Below are 23,288 nucleotides of genomic sequence, written 5' to 3'. Positions count from 1 at the left end.
GCAGATACTCCGCGTATCCGATACCCTGTCGGTCATGGAAACCACAACGGACGGCCGCGCCACCCGCTGGCACGCGCACAACGCCGAGCGGCGGCGTGAGCTGGTCGCCTCAGCGTTGCGGGCGATCCGGAAGCACGGGCCGGGGGTCGGGATGGATGACATCGCGGCCGAGGCGGGCACGTCGAAGCCGGTGATCTACCGGCACTTCCGTGACCGGGCGGGGTTGTACCAGGCGGTCGTCGACTGGGTGAACGACTTCATCTGGAACTCCCTCGGCCTCGAGGGGTCGGGCGACGTCGACCCGCGCGAGCTCGTCCGCCAACTCGCGGACACCTACCTCACGCTCGTGGAGAAGGACCCGGAGATCTACCAGTTCGTGATCACCCGCCCGCCCGGCGACACCCCCGTCGACGACCCCGTGCTCAGCATCACCACCCGCATCGGCAACCAGGTCTCCGACCTGTTCCGCCACTGGCTGCGGGCGCAGGGGCTCGACGAGGAGCCGGCCAACATCTGGGGCCACGGCGTCGTCGGCTTCACGTGGGCCACCGCCGACCGTTGGATCCTCACCAAGCTCCGGCGCCCGAGGGCGGACGTCGTGGGCTACATCGACCAACTATTCGCGCCGGCCTTCGACGCGCAAAGGAGCAAGTAGATGACCACCACCATCGCCCGGCCCACCGAGCCGGCTGACGCCATCCCCCGTCGCGCCGACGACGAGTCCATCACCGCCACGGGCGAGGGGCTCCGTCGCGCGCTCGACGGCCCTTTCCACGCGACGAAGCAGCGCTGGCGCCGGGAGGTGCGCGCCGAGCACATGACCCGCGACCCCGGGATGTCGGTCGAGGAGGCGCGCGACTGGGCGCTGGAGAAGGTCATCGAGCTGTCGAAGCTGGACTTCGTCACGGCCGGGTTCCCGAAGGAGTTCGGCGGCTCGGGGACGCTCGCGGAGTCGGTGGCGAACTTCGAGATGCTCGCGATGGGCGACCTGTCGCTCACCATCAAGTCCGGCGTCCAGCACGGCCTGTACGGCGGAGCGATCATGAACCTCGGCACCCGCTACCACCACGAGACGTTCCTCCGCGACGCGGTCACCGTCGACACCCCCGGGTGCTTCGCCATGACCGAGCTCGACCACGGCTCCGACGTGCAGAACCTCGAGACCACGATCACCTGGATCCCCGAGACGCAGGAGTTCGAGGTCCACTCCCCCCACCCGCGCGCCGCGAAGTGCTACATCGGCAACGCCGCCCGCGACGGCCGCATGGCCGCGGTGTTCGGGCAGCTGATCGTCGACGGCGACAACCATGGCGTGCACGTCATCCTCGTCCCCATCCGCGACGAGGCGGGCCGCGACCTGCCCGGGGTCACCACCGGCGACCACGGCCACAAGGGCGGCCTGAACGGCGTCGACAACGGCACCATCCTGTTCGACCACGTCCGCGTGCCGCGGCTGATGCTGCTGGACAAGTTCGGCGGGGTCGACGAGGAGGGCCAGTACCACTCCCCCATCGAGAAGCGCTCCGCCCGGTTCTTCACCATGCTCGGCACGCTGGTGCGCGGCCGCATCTGCGTGGGCGGCGGGGCCGCGTCGGCGACGCGCAAGGCGCTGTCGATCGCCACCCGGTACGCGCTGGAACGCAAGCAGTTCCGTCGCCCCAACCTCGGCGACGAGATCACGCTGATGGAGTACCAGCTGCACCAGCGCAAGCTGATGCCGAACATCGCCCGCGCCTACGCGTACGGGTTCGCGCAGAACGAGGTGGCGCTGAAGCTGCAGGCCGTCACCGACGAGGACCACCGCAACACCACGTCCTCCCGGGAGCTCGAGACGCGCGCGGCCGGCATGAAGCTGCTGCAGACCCGCTGGGCCAACGACACGGTCCAGGTGTGCCGCGAGGCGTGCGGCGGCGCCGGCTACATGAGCGAGAACGGCATCACGCTGACGAGGCAGGACGTGGACATCTTCGCCACGTTCGAGGGCGACAACACCGCGCTCGCGCTCCTCGTCGCGAAGGCGCTGCTGCTGGACTACAAGGCGACGTGGGGCGACCTCAACCTGCGCGACACGGCCCAGAAGACCGCCGCCATGGTGGGCAGCGCCATCCTGGAGCGCACGACCGCCCGGGCGCCCATCGAGCGGCTCATCAAGGCCGCGCGCGGCAAGTCGGAGGAGGAGCAGCTGCTCGCCCGCGGCTGGCACATCCAGACGTTCGACTTCCGCGAGAAGCACATCGTCGAGGGGCTGGCCCAGCGGATGCGCGCCGCCGGCAAGGAGTCGCCGGAGACGCAGTTCGACGCGATCAACGCCACCCAGACCCACATGGTGGCCGCCGCCCGGGCGCACATGGACCGGGTGGTGCTGGAGGCGTTCATCGAGGGCATCGAGGAGTGCACCGACGACTACATCCGCGCCATCCTCGTCCGGGTCTGCGACCTCTACGCGCTCGCGACGATCGAGGAGCACCGCGCCTGGTACATGGAGCACAACGTCTTCGACGGCCGGCGCTCGAAGTCCGTCACCGCGGCGGTCGACAAGCTCTGCCATGAGCTCGCCGACAAGTCCCTGGAGCTGGTCGAGGGCCTCGGCGTCCCGAGGAAGTGGCTGAACTCCACCATCGCCTAGCCCTCTCCAGATGGTTGAGCCGCCGCCGGACGAAGTCCTGCGGCGTGGTCGAAACCACGAAACCGTGTACCGCAGGTGGTCGAGCCCGCCCAGAGAACGGTGGTCGAGCGAGCGTCAGCGAGTCGAGGCCCGGGGGCCCTTTGACGGTGCCGCGGACTTGTCCTTCTGCTGGCCGGGCGCGACCTTGCGCTCCGACTGGTCGGCACCCCGCAGGGCGACCTCGGCGGCCCGCTCCAGGCCCGGAGGGGTGGCGGGCTTCCGGTTCTCGGTCACCACGGGTTCGGTCGTCACCTCGGCGGCCCGCTGGAGGCCGGGAGGCGTCGTCGGCTTCGCTGGAGCAGCGACCCGCTCGGTCTCCTCAGCGGCCGCCGGAGCCGGCGTCGTCTCGGTGGGCTTGTTCGACGGGGCGGCGGTCCCCCGCTTCACCTCGGCGGCGCGCTCGAGGCCGCGCGTGGGTTCGGGCTTTCGCTCGGCGGCGCCACCCGCCTCGGGCGCCGCGACCGCCTCGAACGATTCCGACGCCGACCCGGCAGGTGCGAAGCGTTGGGGGGTCGCCGGAGCGGCCTCCAGACCAGCGCCCGGTTCTTCGGCTTGCCGCCGCTCGCCGCGCTCGGCCTCGTCCTGCCCGACGGATGGCCGCAGGGAGTCGGTGCCCTCGGCAGAGGCGAGGAGAGAGTTGTAGGAGGCGCTGGCCAGCATGTGGGCCGCGTCGGCCGCCTCCGTCGCTGCGGCGATGAGGTCCGCTTGGTCCTTGAAGACCGCGGCGCCGAGCCTTTCGAGGTCGCCATTCTTCAGCGCGGTCGCGGTGGAGGCGACGTCGGCGACCTTGGCGGCCGCGTCGTCGAGCGAGATCCCGGTGGCGTACTCCGCGGGGATCGACTCGGCCGCGCTCACCGCGTCGGAGAGTCGGGCAGGCAGCGTGCAGTCGATGCTGGGGTCGAACAGACCCGACTGGCGCAGCTGGGCATTCTCGAATCCGGCCTGCGCCTCCGGCCAGTACCGGTTCCCGTCGGCCGAGTAGACCGGAACGCCCAGTCCGGCGGCAGTGAGCTCCGCATTGACCAGGGCGCCGTCAGCGAACACGCCCGCGAGAGTGCGGCCGTCGGTGTCGATCAGCTCCCGGGCGTATCGGAGTTCGACGCTGGTGCCGGCGGGCAGCCGTTCCTCCAGCCATACCGCAGCCTCCGTCGCCATGCACTGCGGCTCGGCAGATGCCTCGACGATCTCCGGAGCGGCGACGTTGAGCAGTCCGATGGTCCGGGTCTCGCCCGCCACCCGCACGACGATGGTGTCACCGTCTACTACCCGCTCGACCACGCCCTCGCGATCCAGCGAACCCAGGTAGCCGTAGGCGGCCATCCCGACCCCGACCAGCAGGGAACCCGACACCACGGCGGCGATGCCTTGAGCTGAAGCTCCCATGGACGGACCCCCTATAGCAGTTGCAGGGACAATATATCGCGACGTTCCACAATATTCCTAGTGGCAAGTGACAAGGGTGTTCGCCCCACCTCCCCTGCGGAATGGGACGCTCAAGTCACGAACACTTTCTGAACGTCTTGCCGCCTGGCATGCCGTATCGCTTCCCCGTGTATCCACCCGCCTTGGAGTAGGGGATCTCGGGCCCGTATGGCACACACTTGCGAGACTTAGTCGCAGTCTTCTTGGGGGTGACCTGGACATCGCGCTCCCGTGCGCGGGCACGCTCTCTCTCTGCCTGCTGAAGCCGCTCCCGCTCCGCCCGGGCCTCCCGTTCCCGAGCCTCCCGTCGTTCCTGCTCAGCCCTCTCGGCCGCCTCGCGCGCCTCGCGCTCGATCCGCTCCTTCTCTGCCCTCTCCGCGGCTTCACGTTGTTCTCGGGCGATTCGTTCACGTTCGATGCGCTCAGCCTCAGCCCGTTCGGCAGCCTCCTTGGCGGCCCGATACTCCGCCTCCGATTGAGTCAGCCTCTCGTATGAAGTCCTCGCCAGTTCGTGTGCCGAGTCAAGACTGCGCTCAGCCGCCGCAATCAACGCAGCGTCCGCGCTCAAGATTGCATTTCCCAGGCGATCCAAGGCTCCATTGCGCAATAGCGCTGCCGTGGCGGCGACGGCCGCGACCTTCGAGGCTTCTCCTTCAAGTGACATACCTTCCTCGTATGCGGTAGCGACCGACGCGGCAGTGGTCGAGGCGTGGCTCACCTGACCCGACAGTGTGCACTTGAGACTCGGGTCGAACAGACCGACCCCAGCCTTCTTGGCCTCCTCGTAAGCAGCCTCAACGTCCGAAAGGAAGCGATCGTTCGGAGCGTAGTACGCCGGCACCCCCAATCCTTGGCCTGCGATCTCCGCGTTCACTAGGGCTCCGTCCTCGAAGACGCCCGCTAGCGTGCGTCCATAGTGATCGGTCCGCTGCTTGTCGTACTCGATGGCGATTTTGCTGCCTTGCGGAAGCCTCATCGCCAGCCACTCCGTGGCCTCGTCACCGAGGCATTGCACGGGCAAGTCGGGGTGCTTGGTTTCGGGCGTGTCGATGTTGAGCAACCGGATCGTGATCGGCTCCCCGGCAACGCTTGCGATTAGGGTGTCCCCGTCGACGACCCGCTCCACCACTCCCCTGTTGTCACTCCAAATGCTGGCCGAGGCAGCCGCCGCGAGGGTGAACCCCACGACTAGCGACCCAAATATCCCCGCAATCGATGTACTGGCTGTAGCGCCCACGTCGGCGACTTCCTCTCCTAGCGCGAACGGTCAAGATACCGCTCCGCTGCACGGTCGTTCATCTTGGCGACGTTTGCTACTGCATGCCGTGCGACGTAGGTGACTAGGAGTTAAGCGGGTAGGCCGTATGCCGCCATCTCTTATGTCAACCCGCTTCCTCGCGGCAGTAAAGGTAAGGCTAAGCTCGTCCCGACTCAGTGAGTGGTCCTCGTACGGACCCCGCCGATCATGAGTCGCAACTTTTCAGAAAGACCTGGGGACTGGGGAACATGTACCGTACGACGCTATTGGCGCGCGCTCGCTTCAATGAATTGTGGGGCAACCTGCCGGCGCTGACCGTGTTGGCGGCGTTCCCCGGCTGGGGCCGGACCACACTCCTGCAGCAGTGCGACGAGTGGCTCGCCTCCCACGCGACACACCTCCAGCGGCGCTGGATCCGCGACCGCGACTCGCTGACCGCGGTCCTCGAGCGCGGCACGGTCCGGCAGGAGACCGTCTACCTCGTCGACGACGTGCTCGCCTCCGCCACCGACCCGCTGTGGGGCCGGCTGCTCGCCTTCGCCCGCAGCCACCCGACGCAGCGGTTCCTCGTCGCCAGTATCGACACTCCCCTCTTCGACGAGGACGCACCGGCCGACGTCGTCATCCTCGACGAGCGGCACATCCGGTTCTCCCGCAACGAACAGGCGGAGATCGCCAGGACCCTGCCCGAGGGCGCCAACTTCTCCGACGAGCTGAAGGGCTGCCCGTCGCTGATCCACCTCCAGTGGCAGCGGCTGAGCGCCCAGCAGGACGAGCGGCAACGTTGGACCCCGATGGTGGTCCCCGAACTGCAGTTGTTCAAGATCTGGGCGAAGGCCTGGCCGGAGGCGGAGCGGCCGAAGTCGGCCCTGTTCACCGCGCTGCACAATGCCCGCTACCTCCGTCGCTTCTCCTTCGACATACTCGCCCGCGACACCGCGCTCCAGCGCATCCTCGCAGCGCAGTTCCCCCGCCTCGACGCGATGCCGATGTTCGTGCGCGAGTTCGACGCGGAGCTGGAGGTCGACGTGTACGCGTGGACCCGGGTGGTGTGGGGCGCCCTCACGCCGCACGACACCAGGGCCGACCGCAGCCGCGGCTTCACCGACGCCCTCGAGCGCGTACGGGACGCCGGCATGCACACCGGACAGCTGTACTACCTGCTGACGTTGCGCCACAACTTCGAGGCGGAGGAACTCGTCGCGTCGTCGTTTGACGAGTGCGTCCGGACCGTCGACCAGTGGACCGAGGAGTTGCTGCTCCAGCAGATCGATCCGCAGCTCTTCCCGCACCGTGCCCTGCTCAGCGTGGAGCTGCACCGCCGTCGCTACGGACCCTCCGACGCGCACCTCGGGACCGTGGCGCTGGCACTCGAGTCGCTGCGGCTGCGTCGGGCACCCGACCCGCGCGGAGCCGGCAGCTACTCGAAGTAGGAGATTCTCAGAGTCACTCCACGGCCGACGAAAACTGTCGTACGTGCGTTCTATTGTGTGGGCATGTCAGTCACACCAGCACGCGAGCTCGCCGAGCAACTCCGCGACGCGAACCGTCGCAAGCGGGACGCCGCCATGGACGAGGTGCGCTTCCTCGTCGGTCTGGCGGAGCAGTACACCCTCCCGGAAGACGACGGGCTCCACCCGGAGCTGCACGACCACGGCGTGAGCGTCGGCGACCTCGGGTTGCCGAAGATCTCGGAGTTCCTGTCCCTGGAGGTCGGCGCACTGCTCGGGATCTCCACACGCAAGGCCACGACGATGATCGTCGAGTCCCTGCACCTGCGGCACGGGCTGCCGTCGCTGTGGCGCGCGGCCGACGAGCTGCGGATCGACGTCGACCGTGCTCTCCGCGCGGCGGGCAAGTGCTCGCAGCTCTCTCGAGAGGTCGCCGAGCGCGTCGTGAAGCGGTGGCTCAGGATTCAGCACAAGTTCTCATGGGCAGGCGCTTTCAAGAAGCTTGACGAGATAATCATCGACGAGTCACCGCTGGACTCCGCCGAGGCGGAGCGCTCAAACCTCGACGGGCGCCACTTCTTCATCCGGCAGGCCGTCCACGGCACCGTCGACGTGCACGCAAACCTCGACGTGCTGGACGCCCAGTTGTTGAGGGCGGCCGTGTCCCGGATGGCCGAGGTGCTCGCCTCGGTAGAGGGCGACGAGGACCTGTTGAGCGTCCGAGAGTCGAAGGCCCTCGGCGTCCTGGCCCAGCCGGCCTACGCGCTGGCGCTCCTCCAGAAGGCGGCGCAGCAGCCGCTCGTGCCCGCGCCAGACTTCGACCCCTCCGACGAGATCGCCCGCGAGCGGTTCCACACCGCGACGCACGGCGCCCCGCGCCTGCCGCTGCCCGACGAGGACCCAGCCGGCCACGACAGCTGCCTCGGCCGCCTGTGTGGCCGAATCACCGAACCGCTGGAAACCCTGCGGCACCCGGTGGAGCTCCACGTGCACATCGACGCGAGCGGCCTGCCCGACGGCGGGGTGGCCCGGATCGAGCGGGCCGGCGCGGTCACCACCGAGACACTTCGCTGGCTACTGATGGACCGCCCGGTCCGGGTGCATCCGGTGATCGACCTGCCCACGCTCAGGTCGCAGAACGGCTATCGGCCCAGCGACCGGATGAGGGCAGCAATCACGTCGATCTTCCCCACAGAGCCGTTCCCGTTCAGCACCAACAACAGTCGAAGACTGGAGCTGGACCACACGGTCGCGTTCACAGCAGCGGGGCCGCCGGGCCAGACCGGCGTCGGCAACTTGGCGCCGCTCACGACTCGGGTGCATCGGGCCAAGACGGCCGGCCATTGGCAGCTGGAGCAGCCGGAGCCCGGGGTCATGGTCTGGCGGAGTCCGCTGGGATTCAGGTACAGGGTTGCAGTGGACAGCACTGAGGTGCTCAGCTAGTCGCATCCTCTGGCATGGCGCGTTTGGCCTCCGCGCTTCCCGCTCGGCCGTCTTTTCGCCGCTGATATCGCAGTAATGCGCCGTTCAGAAGCAGGATTCCGCTGACCACTGCGATCGTGCTCGGCGCGATGAGCACGCCGATGAACTGAGTGGCCGACCCGCGAGGAGCCCAAAGCACGCTCTGGGCGACAAGCAGCCGCGCCGCGTTCATCCAGACACCGCCGCTGCCGAATTTGTCCATCCAAGCGATCAACAGCCCATACAGCAGCGACACGAGCAGGACGCCCAAGAGGCCGAGATCGACATATGCCTCGCCGACAAAGGACGTGCCAGTCGTGATGCCAGCCAGATATTGGTCTGGCCCAAGTACGACGTACGAGAGCGAGTGCGACAGCGACCCGCCTTCAAGCGCTCGTTCTGGAGAATTGCCTTGGAGGACGGGATTGCCGAGTATCCGTGGGATTATCCCGCGCTGGGCGAACTCGAATAGATAGATCTGATCTGGAAGCAGAGACCTGTGCGTGGCGACGTTTTCCAAGACCTTGACGCTGATGCCCTGCCCGTAGAAGAACTCGGGAATCGCCGCCAGCGAGAATCCGCCGCGGGTGGATCCGACGCCCCGCCATGCCTCAAGGCCCGCGAAGATGACCAGAAGTACCGGCACGGCGATGGCACCGACCCGGATGCGGGCCCGTGTCAGCCAAGGCTCGTCCGATGTCACGCGAGACCGAATGATGGCGTAGCAGAGCACGAAGAGCAGGAACACGGCCACCTCGCGACGGCGCCCTGTGAACAGGAACAGACCGACGTAGCCGACCCAGAGTGCGAGCGGAAGTCGCGCGGCACGGAAGCTCGGAAGTGTCGCCAGGTAGATCACGAACGCAACGAATGCGAACTCGGACGAGTACTGACCAAGTGTCGCCAGTAGTCCGCTCTGGGCCTGTACGAAGTCGTCGGTGTACGTCGCGGCGTACGAGGAACCGCGGACGAACATGATGTTGCTGACGACGTTGTAGAAAGCTCCCGGCAGTGACACGTAGAACGCTACGAGCGCGAGGCGACCGATCCGGTCCGCACCCCAAGGCCCATCAACACGGGCCGGAGCGAGTCGTCTGGGCGCGGGCGAACCGCGTCGGCGAAGACTCAGTGCAAAGTAGCCACCCATCACGCCCAGCAACGCCGCGATCAGCATCGCTGAGACACTCGCATGCGCTTCGGGGGTAGCCGTGGGCGGGGCGTAGTGGAAGACGCGCTCCAAGGTGTCGCGAGTCATGAGGAAGAGGAAGAACGTCACCAGGAACGCCGCGAGGAACGTGCGCTCCCTCACTCGGGTCACCGCAAAGATGAAGCCGTTGGCCCAAAGGAGAACGACGACACCCCAAAGTCCCCAGGCACCGGAGGCGGTGAGCAGGGTCGCCAACACGACGTTGGAGACCACCCAGATCAGCATTTCACCTCCGCCGACCGCCCCTACGAACGAGCCAATCCGTCAAATTGTGTCACAGTCGACGCACGTGCCATGCATGCTGCGCGGTTGGGAGTCCGTCGGCCCGGGCCCTATCATGATCGGGTCCGGGCCAAGGCCCTCCCCTCGCACGAAATACGCATGAAGACAATCTGGTCGTTCCTGAAGAACTCGGGAATCTTCGTACTCGGCAGCGTCCTTTCCAGGGCTGTCGGGTTTCTTATGCTCCCCATCCTGACGGCGTACATCCCGCCTCACGACATGGGTTACTACGACCTCAGCCTCGCGTACCTAACCATCGTGTACGAGGGCGTCTTCATGAACATCTGGGTGGTCGTCCTGCGGCACATGTACGACCACGAGGGCGAGGACGAGAAGGCTCGGCCCATCGCCGGCGGGCTTGTGGTCTTCAGCGGATCGGTCGTCTGCTATCTCTCGGTCGCGCTGGTGGTCTGGCTCGTCGGGGACTTCCAGTACTTCTGGCTGATCGCCGCATACGGACTGATGGTGAGCGTAAGCTACTTCGCGCTTTACGTCTGCCGCGGCTACCGGCGCAACCTCGAGTTCGCGATGGGCGGTGTCATCGCCGCCGTCGTGGTCGCGCTCGTGAACATCGTGCTCCTGGTCGGGTTCGGCTGGGATTTCTCTGCCATGTACATCGCTGGAATCGCCGGGTTCCTGGCCCAGGTGCTCTATCTGGAGGCGCGCGTCGGCATCATTCGTCGCCTGAAGCGCTCGGACTTCGCCTCGATCTCGCGTCGTTCGGTCTGGTCGATGGTTCGCTATGCGATCCCGATCGGCATCAACGCAGTCATTTTCTGGTTCGTCTACTCGTTCAACCGCGTGGTGATCAGCCAGGTGCTGACGCTGCAGGAGAACGGGCTCTTCGCCGTGGCGATGCGTTGGGGTTCCATCCTGGCGCTCGTGCTGCACGCGATGAGCTTCGCCTGGCAGGACATCGCCTTCGGCCGCAGTTCCTCGGATGGTCGGTTCTTCGGGCGCGCATCGACGGTCTACTTCGTCGCGCTGTGCGGAGCGGTCGCTCTCGTCCTGCCGTGGGTCAAGCTCGCCTTCCCCTTCCTCGTCGACGATGCTTACGAACGGGCGCTGTGGGTGGTGCCCACGACACTGATCGCTGGCGTCTTCAGCGGCTACTTCAACTTCGTCGTGAACATCTTCTACGCGATCAAGGACAGCCGGGCGATCATCTGGGGAACGGTGGTGGCGCTGGTGGTCAACGTCGCAGGCGTCTATCCGCTGATCGGTTGGCTGGGGATGCAGGGGGCCAACCTCTCCATGGCGCTTGCCTTCCTCTTCGGTACCCTGACCCTCCACTGGATCCTCGAGACGAAGATCGGCTATCGCTTCAATCACGCCCTGGCCGGCCTGGGTCTGCTGCTCCCGGTCGGGGCGACGGTCCTTTACTTCCAGGCAAGCACCCCGATCAACGTGTTCGTCGGTACAGTCGCCGGCATCGTCATCTTCGCAGCCTTGTGGCATCGCTTCCGCGATCCCCTGCGCGCCTATTTCCGACAGCGAACAGCGAGGTCGTCATGACGCCGACAGGGTCGCCGAGGCCCAAGCTGTTGTTTGGAGGCATGACCGCGAACAGGGGCGGCAAGGAGGCGTTCATCATGAACACCTTCAAAGCGCTCAGGGGCCAGTACGACTGCTGGTTCCTGGCTGACCAAGCCATCGCCTACCGCGATGAGATCAGTGACCTCGGCGGACATGTGGTCGACATCACGCCGCGAGGGACGAACCCGATCAGGTACCTGCGGGATCTGCGCGCCCTGTTCCGGTCCAATGAGTTCGAAGCGATCTGGCTCAACCAGACCGTGGTGAATTCGATTGAACCCCTGATCTTGGCGAAGCTCTCCGGAGTCCCTTATCGGATCCTGCACAGCCACTCGAGCAGGAACATGGGCTCACGCCTCACAGGCACGCTGCACCGGATCCAGCGCCCGCTCGTCCCTCTATTCGCCAACCGACGATTCGCCTGTGCGCGTCCGGCGGCGAAGTGGCTGTTCGGCAACCGGCCCTACACCTTCATCCCCAATGCGTTCGACGTGAGCGAGTTCACCTTCGACCCGGCGACCCGCGAGAGCGCCCGGGAAGAGCTCGGCATCGATGACGACCAGATCGCGCTCGTCCACGTCGCACGGTTCGGGGAGGAGAAGAACCACGCATTCACGGTCCAGGTGCTGAACGAATTGATCCGGCGGGGCCAGCCAGCGGTGGCCATCTACATCGGTGACGGCTCACTGCGCGCCGGGATCGAGGAGCAGGTCGATCGGCTCGGGCTTCGTGAGCACACGCGGTTCCTGGGCATGATCCCGGATGTGGCAGTCAAGCTGCAGGCTTCCGACGTGTCACTCCTGCCCTCATTCTTCGAAGGCCTGCCATTCACGGTGCTGGAGGCGCAGGCAGCAGGGCTGCCGAGTATTGTCTCCACCGCGGTCACTGATGAGGTCGACGCCGCCGGCACCGTGCGCTTTCTACCGCTCGAGGCAGGAGCCGAGGTTTGGGCCGACGAAGTGCTGTCGGTTCTCCAGACCCACATTCGCCCGGCGGGAGTCAACCCGTTGGTGGGCACGGCTTTCGACTCCGCCCACAGCAGCCAACTGCTCGTGTCAGCTGTCCACCGAGGTTGACGCGGCATTCAATGTTTCAAGTAGTTCGCGTCCGAACCGCGGGTAGTTCGTCGCTGCGTCGAATTTCGCTCGCCAGACGCGACGCGCGCCACTGCGCAGTGAGGCATAGTCTTCGTAGTCCATCTCTGCGATCTTGCGGATTGCGTCCGCCAACTCGTCGAAAGAGGGTTCGCTGGCCAACAGAATCCCGTTGACGCCCGTCTCCACGATCTCACCAACGCCCCCGACATCGGTGGCGATGATCGGTATGCCGAACGAGTTGGCCTCCATCATTGACACCGGGATGCCTTCGGACTCGCTGACGTTGACCAGGACGTGGTACGGCGTCGTGGCGTAATGCTCAAGGAGCGCCACGTTGGTCACTGCTCCGGGAAGGTGTACCTCCACGTTGCCCGGGAGAGACTTCACCGAGTCGCGCAAGCCATCCATGAGCGGGCCATCCCCAAAGTGCGTCCAGGAGACTGAGATGTCACTGATCAGTGCCAGTGCGTCCACCAACCGATCGAGGCGCTTGACAGGGACCACGTTGGAGCATGTGAGGATTCGCAGCGTTTCCCGGTCTGCAGGCGAAGGTCCGACCCCGCGATCGATGCTCCCGAGGTAAGAGATGCGCATGCGGTCCAGGGCTTCCGGAAAGCGCGAAGCCAAGTAGTCGTACCCGTGCTTGGCAATCAGGATGATGTCGTCCAGTGAGTCCAGGGTGCGCTTTCGCATGGGTATGTAGCCGTTGGGCGCCAGTTCCTCGTACAGGTCGGCGCGATGCGCCCGTGCCACGCGAACGCTGCGGCGCGGCGCGAGCGATCGGGCGACGAGCTCGCTGAGGTAGGGCTGGTAGGCGAGCCGATAGGAGTACAGCACGACGTCGGCGTCAGCGGCCACGAGGTTCTCCTTGCGGATCATGGAGGTGATGGCCCGTGCCTCGTGATGGCACCTGCTGAGGAAGACGAAGAGCTGAACCAGCCGCCCCGGGCTCAGCCGCCGCTGGTTCCACAGCACCCGCACCTCGCGGTACAGCTCGACGTCCAGCAACACCCTCAATGCGGCGACCAGATAGAAGAGCCGCGAGCGAAACCGGAGCGGGTGGACCGTGGCATGAGGATGCCGGACCGGCCGCCGAGTCCGCGCTTGGTCCTCCCTCACAGAGAGGGAGAAGACTCGCACCTCGTCAAAGTCCGTGAGGTACGGCAACTCCGTCTCGAGGTATGGCTCCCAGGAGCCGAAGGGAAAGGCGTTCGCGAACAGCAGCAACGTCTTCAAGCCACTCACTCCAAATCGATGGTGATCGCCTGCCGGGCGCGCAGGGCGAGTTCGTTGGCGGCCGGCAAGGTGTCGGCCGCGACGGTGATCTGTCCGACGCAGTCGCCCGAGTGCTCGAAGCCGTCGATCTCGTCACCGGGGCGCCGGAAGAACAGGTACTCCGCCTCGGGTACGGCGTCGCGGTTGACGTCGATGCCCCGCACCACGCCGCGCAGGTTAGGCTCGATCACCATTCGCACGACGACGGCGGGCCGCTGACCGGGCTCGTCCCACGGGCCGACGGGCGACTCCCCCAGCGCGAGCCGTGCGAGGGTTTCGTAGTAGTCGATCCCGAAGTGCCGAGAGACCATTTCGGGGAGTCCGTTGGCGCCCACCCGGCCGGTGAGCTCGATGATGAACACCTCGTCGCCGCGGGCGATGAGGTCGACGTTGACGGCGCAGTTGTCGAGTCCGGTGGCGCGGATCGCTCTGGCGATCTCCGCCTCGGCCCGCTGGCGGAATGCCTCGTCGCGGTCGATCGGCACCGAGTGCAGGACCGGCACGGCGGTCTTGGCCAGGTGCACGTCGTCGTTGTGGAGCAGCGTGAACAGGATCCGGCCCTCGTGGACCAGCGCCTGGGCTCCGAACTCCACGCCCTCAATGAACTCCTCGACGATCACCTCGTCGCGGGTCGTCTCCTCCATGACGTGGCGGAAGCCGCTCTCGAGTTCGTCAGCATCCCGGATGATGACGATGCCCTTGCTGCCCTGCAGGTCGGTGGCCTTGATGATCACCGGCAGCGAGAGCCGTTCGAGCGCGGCGTTCAGCCCGTCGAGGTCGCGGACGGTGGCGTATTGGGCGCTCCGGACGCCGCCCTCGGCGAACGCCTCCTTCATGAGCTTCTTGTCCGCGCAGATCAGCGCTGCCTGCTCCGAGAGCCCGGGCAGGCCCAGCGCGTCGCAGGCGCGACCGAGCGCGGGCAACCCGGTGTCGGCGCAGCTCGTCGCGATGGCGTCCACGCCTTCCTCACGCGCGATCCGTTCGATGCCCTCGACGTCGGTGATGTCGACGTGCAGCACGGCATCAGCCAGCGGGATGCCGGGCGCAGTCGTCGAGGGGAGGGAGGCGACGAGCACCCGCGCCCCGATCTGCTTCGCGGCCCGGATGAGGCCGACCTGGCCCCTGCCCGCCCCGAGGACGAGGATGCTGCGCGGCTTCTCGCCCCGGATCAGCCCGAGCACGGTCTCACAGGTGGCGATCGCCGCGTCGGGCGTGTCGCCGACGGCGATGACCTGGCCCGCGCGGTCCGCGCTGCTGTGCACGGCCGAGGCGCAGCCCCCTTGGAGCACGTGCACGTCGGCCACGCCTTCGAGGTGACGTGCCGTCTCGACGGCGGCGTCCACGTCGGGCCCCGGGTCACTGGCGGTCAGGAACCGGATGGCGCTCGCGGCGGATCGGGTGGGCGTGAGGTCGGGCCGATGTCCGCAGGAGAGGTCGATGAGCGCCGTGACCATGTCGACGCCCGTGGAGAGCGGGACGAGGTCCGTGGTGATGAAGTCTCCCCCCAGCCGCGCCCCGAACTCGATCATGCGCGGCCCGGCGAGGGTCAGCATGATCTCGGCGTGCACGGCGCAGTCGGTGACACCGAGTGCTCGGGCCGCCGCGGCCGTCAGCGCGCGGATCGCCGCTTGGTCCGAATCCGGGAGCGAGGAGGGCTGGGAGTGCCCCATCTCGACGAAGTGCGGTGCGGCGGAGGTGAGCTTGTCCGTGATGGTGACGACGTGCAGTTCGTCACCGAGGAGGAAGCCCTCGACGCTGACCTCGCGGCCCCGCAGGTATTCCTGGGCGATCACCCGACCGCTGCGGCTCGCCGCATGGCTGTACCGGAACGCCTCCGCCGCCGCCTGGCTCGTCTCGACCAGCACCACGCCCCGGCTGCCGGCGTTGTCCACGGGCTTGAGGATGTAGGGCAGGTCCCAGCCAGAGGTCGCCCCTGCGAGCTCATCCGCCGAAGCAACGACCGCGAAGCGCGGCGCGGGCACTCCCCCGTGTGCGAACGCTTCGGCCATCTCGCCCTTGTCGGTGGCCGCTCGGGTGGCCTCGGGCGATGGGCCCACAAGGCCGAGCGCATCGGCCACGCCGGCGACGCCGCGCATGGGCATGTCGGTGCCGAGGGTCAGCACCCCGGCCGGTCGGTAGCCGCGTGCCGCTTCCACGATGGCGTCGACATCGGTGGTGCTGATCTCGAAGAAGTCATCCGCGAGCGCGATCCCCACGGCGTCGGGGTCGCGGTCCACGACGCCCACCCGGTAGCCCAGTTCCCGGCCCTTCACGAGTGCGGGGCTCTGCAGGCGTGAGGCCCCGAGGACGAGCAGTCGTGGACGCGGGTCTTCGTCGATCGGGGTCACGATCGCTCCCCCTCGCCAGCGGTGCCGGACGCGTTGATGTTCCTCGCCGCGAGGACCGAGGTGAAGGTCTTGGCGATGATCTTCAGGTCGAGCAGCAGCGACACGGTGTCGACGTACTCGCAGTCGAGCGCGTACTTCTGCTGCGTCGTCGCCGCATTGCGGTGATAGGCCTGCGAGAGACCGGTGATGCCGGGGCGCACCTGCACGCGCTTGCGCTCCTGCTCGGTCAGCTCGTCCCAGCTCTGGCGGGTCATGTTGGGTCGGGGGCCGACGAAGCTCATGTCGCCGCGCAGCACGTTGAGGACCTGCGGCAGCTCGTCGACGGACAGCTTCCGGATGATGCGTCCCACACGGGTGACGCGGGGGTCGTCGTCGCTGTTCAGGGTGGAGAGGTCCGCGTTGCGGAGGTCGGGTGCGCCGACCCCCATCGAACGGAACTTCAGCATCGTGAAGTGCCGCCCCCGCAAGCCGCGTCGCTGGCTGCGGTAGAGCGCAGGCCCGCCGTCCTCGAGTCGGATGGCCGGCACCACTACGAGCGCCGCAGCACCCACCAGCGGCAGGGCCACCACTCCCAGGGCGAGATCCAGAATCCTCTTTCCGTACCGCCGATACAGACTCATGCCGCCCGTTCCACCGCCTCACGGAAGGAGGCGATGACGTACTCGAGGCTCTCGTCGGTGAGGAGCGTGTGCAGCGGCAGCGTGAGCTCGGCGAGGTACTGCGCGTGCGCGTTCGGAAAGTCGACGATGTCGAAGTTCGACCGGTACGCGGTCAGGAGCGGCAGTGGCTTGTAGTGCACGTTGGTGGAGATGCCGGCCTCGGCCATGTGGTTGATGATCTGCTGGCGGTGCGGGGCGAGCGCCCCGAGGTCCACCATCGCCAGGTGCGCGCTGGAGAGGAACTCGGTGCCCGCGTGGGGCAACACGGTGGCGAGCCCGGCGAGCCCGTCGGCATAGCCAGCTATGAGCCCCCGGCGGGTTGCGAGCATCTCGTCGTAGCGGCCGAGCTGCGACAGGCCGAGGGCGGCGAGGATGTCGGGCATGTTCGACTTGTAGCCGCGCTCGATGATGTCGTACTCCCACTGGCCGGCCTGCGTCTTGGCCAGGGCGTCCTTCGTCTGGCCGTGCAGCGACAGCCGGCGGACGAGGCGGGTGGCGACGTCGTCGTCGATCTCGAGGTCGGGTCGCCAGCAGAGGGCGCCCCCTTCGCCGGTGGTGAGGTTCTTGACGGCGTGGAAGGAGAAGGCGGTGAAGTCGCCGAGCTGGCCGGCGCGCATCCCCTTGCGGGTGGCGCCGAGGGAGTGGGCGCCGTCGACGATGACCGCAGGCCTCTCCATGCGGTCCAGCACCCCGAGGCGACCGGCGGGGCGGGAGCCTTCCAACGCCGTGCGCAGGTCGTCGGCAGGGAACGGCACGCCGGCGATGTCGACGACGATCACGGCCTTGGTCCGCTCGGTCACCGCGGCGAGGATGGTGGGGATGTCGGGCCGGTACTCGCCCGGCGCGGTGTCGACCAGCACGACCTGGGCGCCGACGTGCTCGACGACGGCCGCAGAGGCGGTGTAGGTGTAGGCGGGGACGATGACCTCGTCGCCGGGACCCACGCCCAGCGCACGCAGCGCGAGTTCGAGGGCGGCCGTGCAGGAGTTGACCGTGACGGCCTGGTGCACACCCATGTAGGCGGCGAGGGCGGCCTCGAACTGTCGCGAGACCGGGCCGGTGGTGATCCAGCCGGAGCGCAGGACGTCGACGACGGCGTCGATGTCCTCCTGGCGGATGTCCGGTGGCGAGAACGGTACCTTCATCACGGCAGCGTCAAACCTACGGGCGCGCAGCATGGCAGAGGGCTCTCCACTTCTTCCCCTTCAGACCGTCGACTGCTTCGTCGAGACTTGAAGTCCGTGAGTAGTCGCGAAAACTGGTGATCTCCCTGAGGATAGCCCTAGACCGCCTTTACCACCTAGACGGGGTCAACTGCGGCAGACGCGCGGATCGCATCTGGATGTCTCCGTAGCGGCTCCGCCCCTCGTGAGAGCCCGATAGGCGCCCGAGCAAAGCCTTTCGTTGCCACGGAAGAGGCTTTCAATTTCGAGCTTTGCCCGTCATACGCACTATGGTGATGGCCGTGGATGGGGTTACGGCAGAGTTCGAAGCAAGTGCGCCCAAGGGCGGGAACGCGCTGAGCACCACGGTCTATCGAATGCCCGTGGTGGCTCGCCGCGTACTGCTCGTCGCCTGGGACGGGCTGTCCTGGGTGCTGGCCATGCTGGCCTTCCTCTTGGTCCGCTACGACTTCAACCTCTCGAATGCGCAGTGGGACTGGGTGCTGGCCTACACCGGCATCGCCGTGGCGCTGCAGGTGGCCGCCGGACTCGCCACCCAGCTCTACCTGGGCCGCAACCGCATCGGCAGCTTCGCCGAAGCCTCTTGGATGGGCATCCTCGTGGCGGTCATCGCGCTGGTGCTCGGGCTCATCTTCAGCGCCATCTCGAATGACTTCCCCCGCGGGGTGGCCATCATGCTGCCGCCCATCGCCCTCGTGGTCATGATCAGCGCCCGCTGGGCGTTCCGCAGCATGGTCGACGCACGCCCACGCAGCGCGCGTCAGGACGCCGTCCCCGCCCTCGTCTACGGCGCTGGCAACGCGGGCTACCAGGTGGCCCAACTGATGGACCTCGCCGAGGAGGCCCCGTACCGGATCATCGGCTTCATCGACGACGCGCGCGGCAAGAGCAAGCTCCGGATCCGCAACCACCCAGTCCTCGGCCGCGGAAAGGACTTGATCCGGGTGGCCAAGGAGCGCGGGGCGCAGGCCGTCATTCTTGCCATCTCCAACGCACGCCCCAGGCTCATCCAGCGGCTCAGCGAGGAGTGCGACGAGCACGGGCTGGAGCTCATGATCATTCCCCCGCTGCGCGAGATGGTCGGGGGCCAGGTCACCCTCGGCTCCCTCCGACAGATCAACGTGGCCGACCTCCTCGGCCGTCGGCCTATCAAGACCGACCTCAGCGCCATCGCCGACTACATCACCGGCAAGACGGTGCTCGTCACCGGCGCCGGCGGCTCCATCGGCTCCGAGATCGCCCTGCAGGTCCACAAGCTCGGCCCCGCCAAGCTCGTCCTGCTCGATCGCGACGAGTCCGCCCTCCACGGCGTCCAGCTGGACCTCTACGGCAACGGTCTGCTCGACACCGACGACATGGTGCTGTGCGACATCCGCGACGAGGACGCGCTCGATCTCGTGTTCCAGGAGCACCGCCCCGAGGTGGTGTTCCACGCCGCCGCGCTGAAGCACCTGCCGATGCTGGAGCGCTTCCCCTTCGAGGGTTGGAAGACCAACGTGCTCGGCACCCGCAACGTCCTGCGGGCCGCGCACGCCGTGGGAGTACAGCGCTTCGTCAACATCTCCACCGACAAGGCCGCCGCGGCCACGAGCGTCCTCGGCCGCACCAAGCGCCTCGCCGAGCGCCTCACGGCCTGGTACGCCAAGACTTACGACGTGCCTTACCTCTCCGTCCGGTTCGGCAACGTCCTTGGTTCCAGAGGGTCCGTGCTGATTTCCTTCCGGTCCCAGATCGAGAAGGGCGGCCCCGTCACGGTGACCCACCCCGACGTGACACGCTACTTCATGACCATCCCCGAGGCGTGCGAACTGGTGCTTCAAGCCGGCGCCATCGGAAAGCCCGGCGACGTGCTGGTCCTCGATATGGGCGAGCCCGTGAAGATCCTCGACGTGGCCAAGCGCATGATCGCGGAATCCAAGAAGGATATTGAGATTCACTTCACCGGACTCCGCCACGGCGAGAAGATGCACGAGGTCCTGTTCAGCGGCATGGAGGCCGGCGCACCGAGCGCGCACCCCCTCATCAGCGAAGTGCACGTGCCAGAACTCGACCCGTTCTTCGTGCCGGACGAACCCGAAGACCACGACCACGTCCTCGAGATCTTGGACACCGAGCGCACTTCGCACCCATGATTCTTTCTATTGCGCTACCGCTTATAGTCGCCGCTGTCGTCGCCTTGGCCTCGCCACTTGTCCTTTACCCTCTCCTCGCTCGTGCGGGAGTGGTCGACATTCCTAACGAGCGCTCTTCCCACCATCGCGTCACAACTCGAGGAGGCGGTGTAGCCCAACTGGCCGCGGTTTGGTTGAGCGGCACAATTGCCGTTGTCTGCGCTCCGAGTCTCGAGTCACAGCGGACTATGGCGATCGTCATTGGGGGGGCCCTTCTCACCGGCGTGCTCGGTTTCGTTGAGGACGCACGAGGGGTCAGGATCGCCGTACGCGCGGGAACGCAACTTGCTATCGGTGGTGTCGTGGCCCTGATGTTCGTGACAACAACCGAAGCATCATGGTGGTTGGTCCCGACGGCCGCTCTGGGCTTCGCGACCTATGTGAACTTCACCAACTTTATGGATGGCATTAACGGGATATCTGGTCTTCACGGGGCAGTAGTTGGCGTTAGCTACGCCGCGCTAGGTAGCATCCTTCATGTCGAGTGGCTGACGGTCGTGGGAGCCATCATCGCGATTGCGTTCGTTTGCTTCCTCCCTTGGAATTTCACCCCCCCGGGTGTCTTCATGGGAGACGTGGGTAGCTACCTGCTCGGCGCAGCGATCGCTGCCTCAGCCATGGCCGCCCACGCCGCTGGCATTCCTCCATTATCGATCGCAGCCCCACTCACGATCTACTTAGCAGACACCTCGACAGTCATTATTAAAAGAGTGCTTAGGCGCGAGAAGTGGTTCCAACCTCACAGGCAACATGTTTACCAGCGGTTGGTCGATGCTGGCGCGTCACATCTCGCAACCGCTCTGGTTGTGACGCTCCTGTCGGGCTTAGCTGCCCTAGTCGGTGTAGCGCTCGCTACCCGGGTCATACATTCCCCAAGCGTTGCCATCGCCATTCTGACAGTTATCGCCTTCGCCTACCTAAGTCTTCCCCACTTCAGCCGAATAAAGGATCACTGAAATGCGCATCATGGTTACGGGGGCCAACGGCTTCGTCGGCCAGCACATCGTCTCAGGGCTATCGCTGAATCACCGGGTGCTCGCTCTGACCCGCGACTTAGGCCATTCGTTTCCTAGTGGTGTCGAGATCCGCAGAAGCCCAGATCTCTCCTCCGATTCATATTGGGGTGACATGCTGAATGATGTTGAAGTGGTGGTCCATTGCGCTGCCAGGGTCCACGTCATGCGGGATCGCTCATTGGATCCGCTCGAGGAATACAGGGAGGTTAACCTTCGGGGAACCAAATCGCTTGCCCAAGCTTCTGCAGACCGAGGGGTTCGGCGTTTCGTATTCCTAAGTTCGATTAAGGTTCATGGCGAAAAAACGAGCGATGTCGCGCTTACCGCCGCAGACACGCCCAATCCGGTGGACCCGTACGGAATTTCTAAACTAGAAGCGGAACAGGCACTCACCGAAATCTCGCATCAGACCGGGATGGAGACCATAATCATCCGCCCGACGGTCATCTATGGGAGCGGCGTCAAGGGTAACATACGACGAATGCTCAGCCTCATTGACACTGGCTTACCCCTGCCATTCCGAGGCCTTGACAATCGACGATCCATGCTGTCAGCGGCGAATTTGGTTGAGTGGGTGCGTTCCGCCGTAGAGGGCTCCGTGGTTCCGACCACGCCTCTGCTCGCTGCGGATACGACGCCCATCTCCACGACCAAGCTCGTCGAGAAACTCGCTTCAGGTATGGGTCGCCCATCCCTTCAATTCGTAGTCCCGACCGCAATCCTTCGCGGCGTCGCCGCGGCGATCGGTCAACGAGCAGCCATCGAGCGCCTAGTGGAGAATTTCGAGGTACAGCCGACAGTCGAAGCATTCCCCGGGATTGCGGCGCGCTTAGAACCGAGCGAAACAGCTTTAGAGGCCGTGGGTCGGGCTTGGCGGGCGTCGCGCCGATGAACAAAGCAGTGAACCCTCTGAAGGCCGCCCCCGCCGCCGTAATCGTACTTGTAGCGACTGCAGGCATCTCAGCCGAGCAATTCAGCCTCGGATTCGCCAAGCATCTTGCGAATCGAGGTCACCGAGTATACGTGATTGCAGATGGCGTCGACGTCTTAACCCAGGAACACGGCACTGACCGGTTGCACTTCATTTCAGTGGCAATGTCTCGAGAGCCGAAACTTTTCAGAGACTTTCTCTCGCTCCTGCGAATGACGATTGTCTTGAGGCGGCTTCGACCGGATCTCGTTGCCTATGGAACACCTAAAGCTTCCCTTATCGCCGCCATAAGCGCATTTGTCCTTCGCGTACCCATACGCGTCTATCAGATATGGGGACTTCGACTGCAAACTGTGCACGGTCTTCGCCGTGGGGTTCTCGCGGCCATGGAGCGAATCACCTCGCGATGCTCCACGCGGATCGTGGCCAACAGCCACAGCCTGGCTGAGGTCTACGGACTTATGAAGCTCGCTTCAGGAACGCCTGTGGATGTACTTGGGCGGGGCTCCTCTCACGGAGTTGATCTAGAGCGCTTCGACAGGGCCTCCCCTTGTACTCCTATGGATTCGGAGACGCGCACATTCCTTCAAGACACAAACGACCAGTTCACTGTTGGGTACGTTGGCCGGCTGCATCCCGATAAGGGTCTAGATACCCTTGCAGCCGCTACGCAAATTTGCGCCGCCAACGGCCTGAATTTGCGCGTCCTGCTAGTTGGACGCGATGAGGGCTTCGAAGACACGTTCAAGAAAATGCGGCAGAGGGTGCCCGTCTGGCGGACAGGAGAGGTCAAGGACACTCGTCCGTATTACGCGGCAATGGATGTCTTGGTACTCGCAAGCAAGCGCGAGGGCTTCCCCAACGTAGTGCTTGAAGCAGCCGCCATGCAGGTGCCAGCTGTGGTGTCGGACGCTACCGGCACTGTCGACTCAGTCGTCCATGGAGAAACGGGAATCGTGGTGCCGGTCGACGACAGCCGCGCCCTCGCAGAGGCCCTGATGCACTTGGCAGATGGTGCAGGCCTCCGCCATGCCATGGGTCATGCCGCACGTCGTCACGTCGAGACGCATTTCGCCCAAGGCCTGGTCTTCACCGCTCTCGAGCGCTACATGCTGGACGGAATGCTGACCGACTAGGATTCTTGTACTCGGCCTCGCTGCAGCCCCGATGTCTCACCGACAGGGTGCGCCTCACGCGATCAATCCAAGCGGTCCACCTCAGTCGGGAAGTGGCCGGCTCGTCATCGTCGGCGGAACTGGACTGGATCACAGCGCGAGCGACAGCATCCACCCTATCTCTCGTCCACGCCGATCACCTCGACCCCG

General features: G+C 65.8%; 17 protein-coding genes. 10 read left to right on the top strand and 7 right to left on the bottom strand.

Translation table 11 applies throughout. The annotated features are described in order from the left end of the window. The first annotated feature begins 34 nt into the window (after window positions 1-34). On the top strand, window positions 35-655 hold the full coding sequence (locus BLR46_RS08050; protein ID WP_093250875.1) for a TetR/AcrR family transcriptional regulator: 621 nt from the start codon (window positions 35-37) through the stop codon (window positions 653-655). After that, a complete protein-coding gene (locus BLR46_RS08045; protein WP_093250872.1) occupies window positions 656-2,626 on the top strand; it encodes an acyl-CoA dehydrogenase family protein in 1,971 nt (656 codons plus the stop codon). It begins immediately after the preceding gene. A gap of 114 nt (window positions 2,627-2,740) precedes the next feature. Here BLR46_RS08045 and BLR46_RS08040 read toward each other — a convergent pair whose 3' ends face one another. Together BLR46_RS08040 and BLR46_RS08035 are read right to left on the bottom strand one after the other, a co-directional pair. Continuing rightward, entirely contained in the window at window positions 2,741-4,048 is a 1,308-nt protein-coding gene (locus tag BLR46_RS08040) for a thermonuclease family protein (protein WP_093250871.1), read from the bottom strand. A gap of 115 nt (window positions 4,049-4,163) precedes the next feature. After that, window positions 4,164-5,273, bottom strand: a complete 1,110-nt coding sequence (locus BLR46_RS08035; RefSeq protein WP_176761711.1) for a thermonuclease family protein — start codon at window positions 5,271-5,273, stop codon at window positions 4,164-4,166. Window positions 5,274-5,593: 320 nt separating this feature from the next. On the opposite strand from BLR46_RS08035, the gene BLR46_RS08030 reads away from it, so the two are divergent. Continuing rightward, window positions 5,594-6,778, top strand: coding sequence for a hypothetical protein (locus BLR46_RS08030; protein ID WP_143008249.1), 1,185 nt, complete (start codon window positions 5,594-5,596; stop codon window positions 6,776-6,778). A gap of 63 nt (window positions 6,779-6,841) precedes the next feature. Further along, window positions 6,842-8,239: a hypothetical protein gene (locus BLR46_RS08025; protein ID WP_093250865.1), complete on the top strand. Its 1,398-nt coding sequence runs from the start codon at window positions 6,842-6,844 to the stop codon at window positions 8,237-8,239. On the opposite strand, the gene BLR46_RS08020 is transcribed toward BLR46_RS08025, so the two are convergent. Then, window positions 8,232-9,689: an O-antigen polysaccharide polymerase Wzy family protein gene (locus BLR46_RS08020; RefSeq protein WP_093250863.1), complete on the bottom strand. Its 1,458-nt coding sequence runs from the start codon at window positions 9,687-9,689 to the stop codon at window positions 8,232-8,234. The genes BLR46_RS08025 and BLR46_RS08020 overlap by 8 nt on opposite strands. A gap of 156 nt (window positions 9,690-9,845) precedes the next feature. Here BLR46_RS08020 and BLR46_RS08015 point away from each other — a divergent pair, with 156 nt between their 5' ends. After that, window positions 9,846-11,261, top strand: coding sequence for a lipopolysaccharide biosynthesis protein (locus BLR46_RS08015; protein WP_176761710.1), 1,416 nt, complete (start codon window positions 9,846-9,848; stop codon window positions 11,259-11,261). 41 nt (window positions 11,262-11,302) lie between these two features. Then, window positions 11,303-12,358 carry a glycosyltransferase gene (locus tag BLR46_RS08010; RefSeq protein WP_176761709.1) on the top strand — a complete coding sequence of 352 codons (1,056 nt, stop codon included), beginning with the start codon at window positions 11,303-11,305 and terminating at the stop codon, window positions 12,356-12,358. On the opposite strand, the gene BLR46_RS08005 is transcribed toward BLR46_RS08010, so the two are convergent. The 4 genes from BLR46_RS08005 to BLR46_RS07990 are packed head-to-tail and all read right to left on the bottom strand — an operon-like array spanning window position 12,338 to window position 17,806. Continuing rightward, window positions 12,338-13,615 (bottom strand): glycosyltransferase, encoded by a 1,278-nt coding sequence (locus BLR46_RS08005; protein ID WP_143008248.1) that lies wholly within the window; start codon window positions 13,613-13,615, stop codon window positions 12,338-12,340. The two genes, BLR46_RS08010 and BLR46_RS08005, sit on opposite strands and share 21 nt — an antisense overlap. A gap of 5 nt (window positions 13,616-13,620) precedes the next feature. After that, the gene (locus BLR46_RS08000) at window positions 13,621-16,002 is read right to left on the bottom strand and encodes an ATP-grasp domain-containing protein (protein ID WP_093250858.1); all 2,382 of its coding nucleotides are present in this window, start codon (window positions 16,000-16,002) and stop codon (window positions 13,621-13,623) included. Beyond that, on the bottom strand, window positions 15,999-16,622 hold the full coding sequence (locus tag BLR46_RS07995) for a sugar transferase (protein ID WP_218118401.1): 624 nt from the start codon (window positions 16,620-16,622) through the stop codon (window positions 15,999-16,001). The genes BLR46_RS08000 and BLR46_RS07995 overlap by 4 nt, the downstream gene beginning before the upstream one ends. Next, a complete protein-coding gene (locus BLR46_RS07990; protein WP_093250857.1) occupies window positions 16,619-17,806 on the bottom strand; it encodes a DegT/DnrJ/EryC1/StrS family aminotransferase in 1,188 nt (395 codons plus the stop codon). Before BLR46_RS07990 ends, BLR46_RS07995 begins: the two co-directional genes overlap by 4 nt. A gap of 404 nt (window positions 17,807-18,210) precedes the next feature. Between BLR46_RS07990 and BLR46_RS07985 the strand changes: the two genes are divergently transcribed. The 4 genes from BLR46_RS07985 to BLR46_RS07970 all read left to right on the top strand — a co-directional run bounded on the left by BLR46_RS07985 (window position 18,211) and on the right by BLR46_RS07970 (window position 23,099). Beyond that, window positions 18,211-19,977 carry a polysaccharide biosynthesis protein gene (locus BLR46_RS07985; protein ID WP_218118400.1) on the top strand — a complete coding sequence of 589 codons (1,767 nt, stop codon included), beginning with the start codon at window positions 18,211-18,213 and terminating at the stop codon, window positions 19,975-19,977. 227 nt (window positions 19,978-20,204) lie between these two features. Beyond that, window positions 20,205-20,972, top strand: coding sequence for an MraY family glycosyltransferase (locus BLR46_RS07980; protein ID WP_176761708.1), 768 nt, complete (start codon window positions 20,205-20,207; stop codon window positions 20,970-20,972). 1 nt (window position 20,973) lies between these two features. Continuing rightward, the gene (locus BLR46_RS07975; RefSeq protein WP_093250851.1) at window positions 20,974-21,924 is read left to right on the top strand and encodes an NAD-dependent epimerase/dehydratase family protein; all 951 of its coding nucleotides are present in this window, start codon (window positions 20,974-20,976) and stop codon (window positions 21,922-21,924) included. Next, a complete protein-coding gene (locus BLR46_RS07970; protein WP_143008247.1) occupies window positions 21,921-23,099 on the top strand; it encodes a glycosyltransferase family 4 protein in 1,179 nt (392 codons plus the stop codon). The genes BLR46_RS07975 and BLR46_RS07970 overlap by 4 nt, the downstream gene beginning before the upstream one ends. Window positions 23,100-23,288: the final 189 nt, after the last annotated feature.

This window comes from Tessaracoccus oleiagri (assembly GCF_900103275.1).
In the GTDB taxonomy this organism is placed as follows: Bacteria; Actinomycetota; Actinomycetes; order Propionibacteriales; family Propionibacteriaceae; genus Arachnia; species Arachnia oleiagri.
The sequence above is the reverse complement of the archived record's forward strand: the minus strand, read 5'-3'. Positions and strand labels throughout refer to the sequence as shown.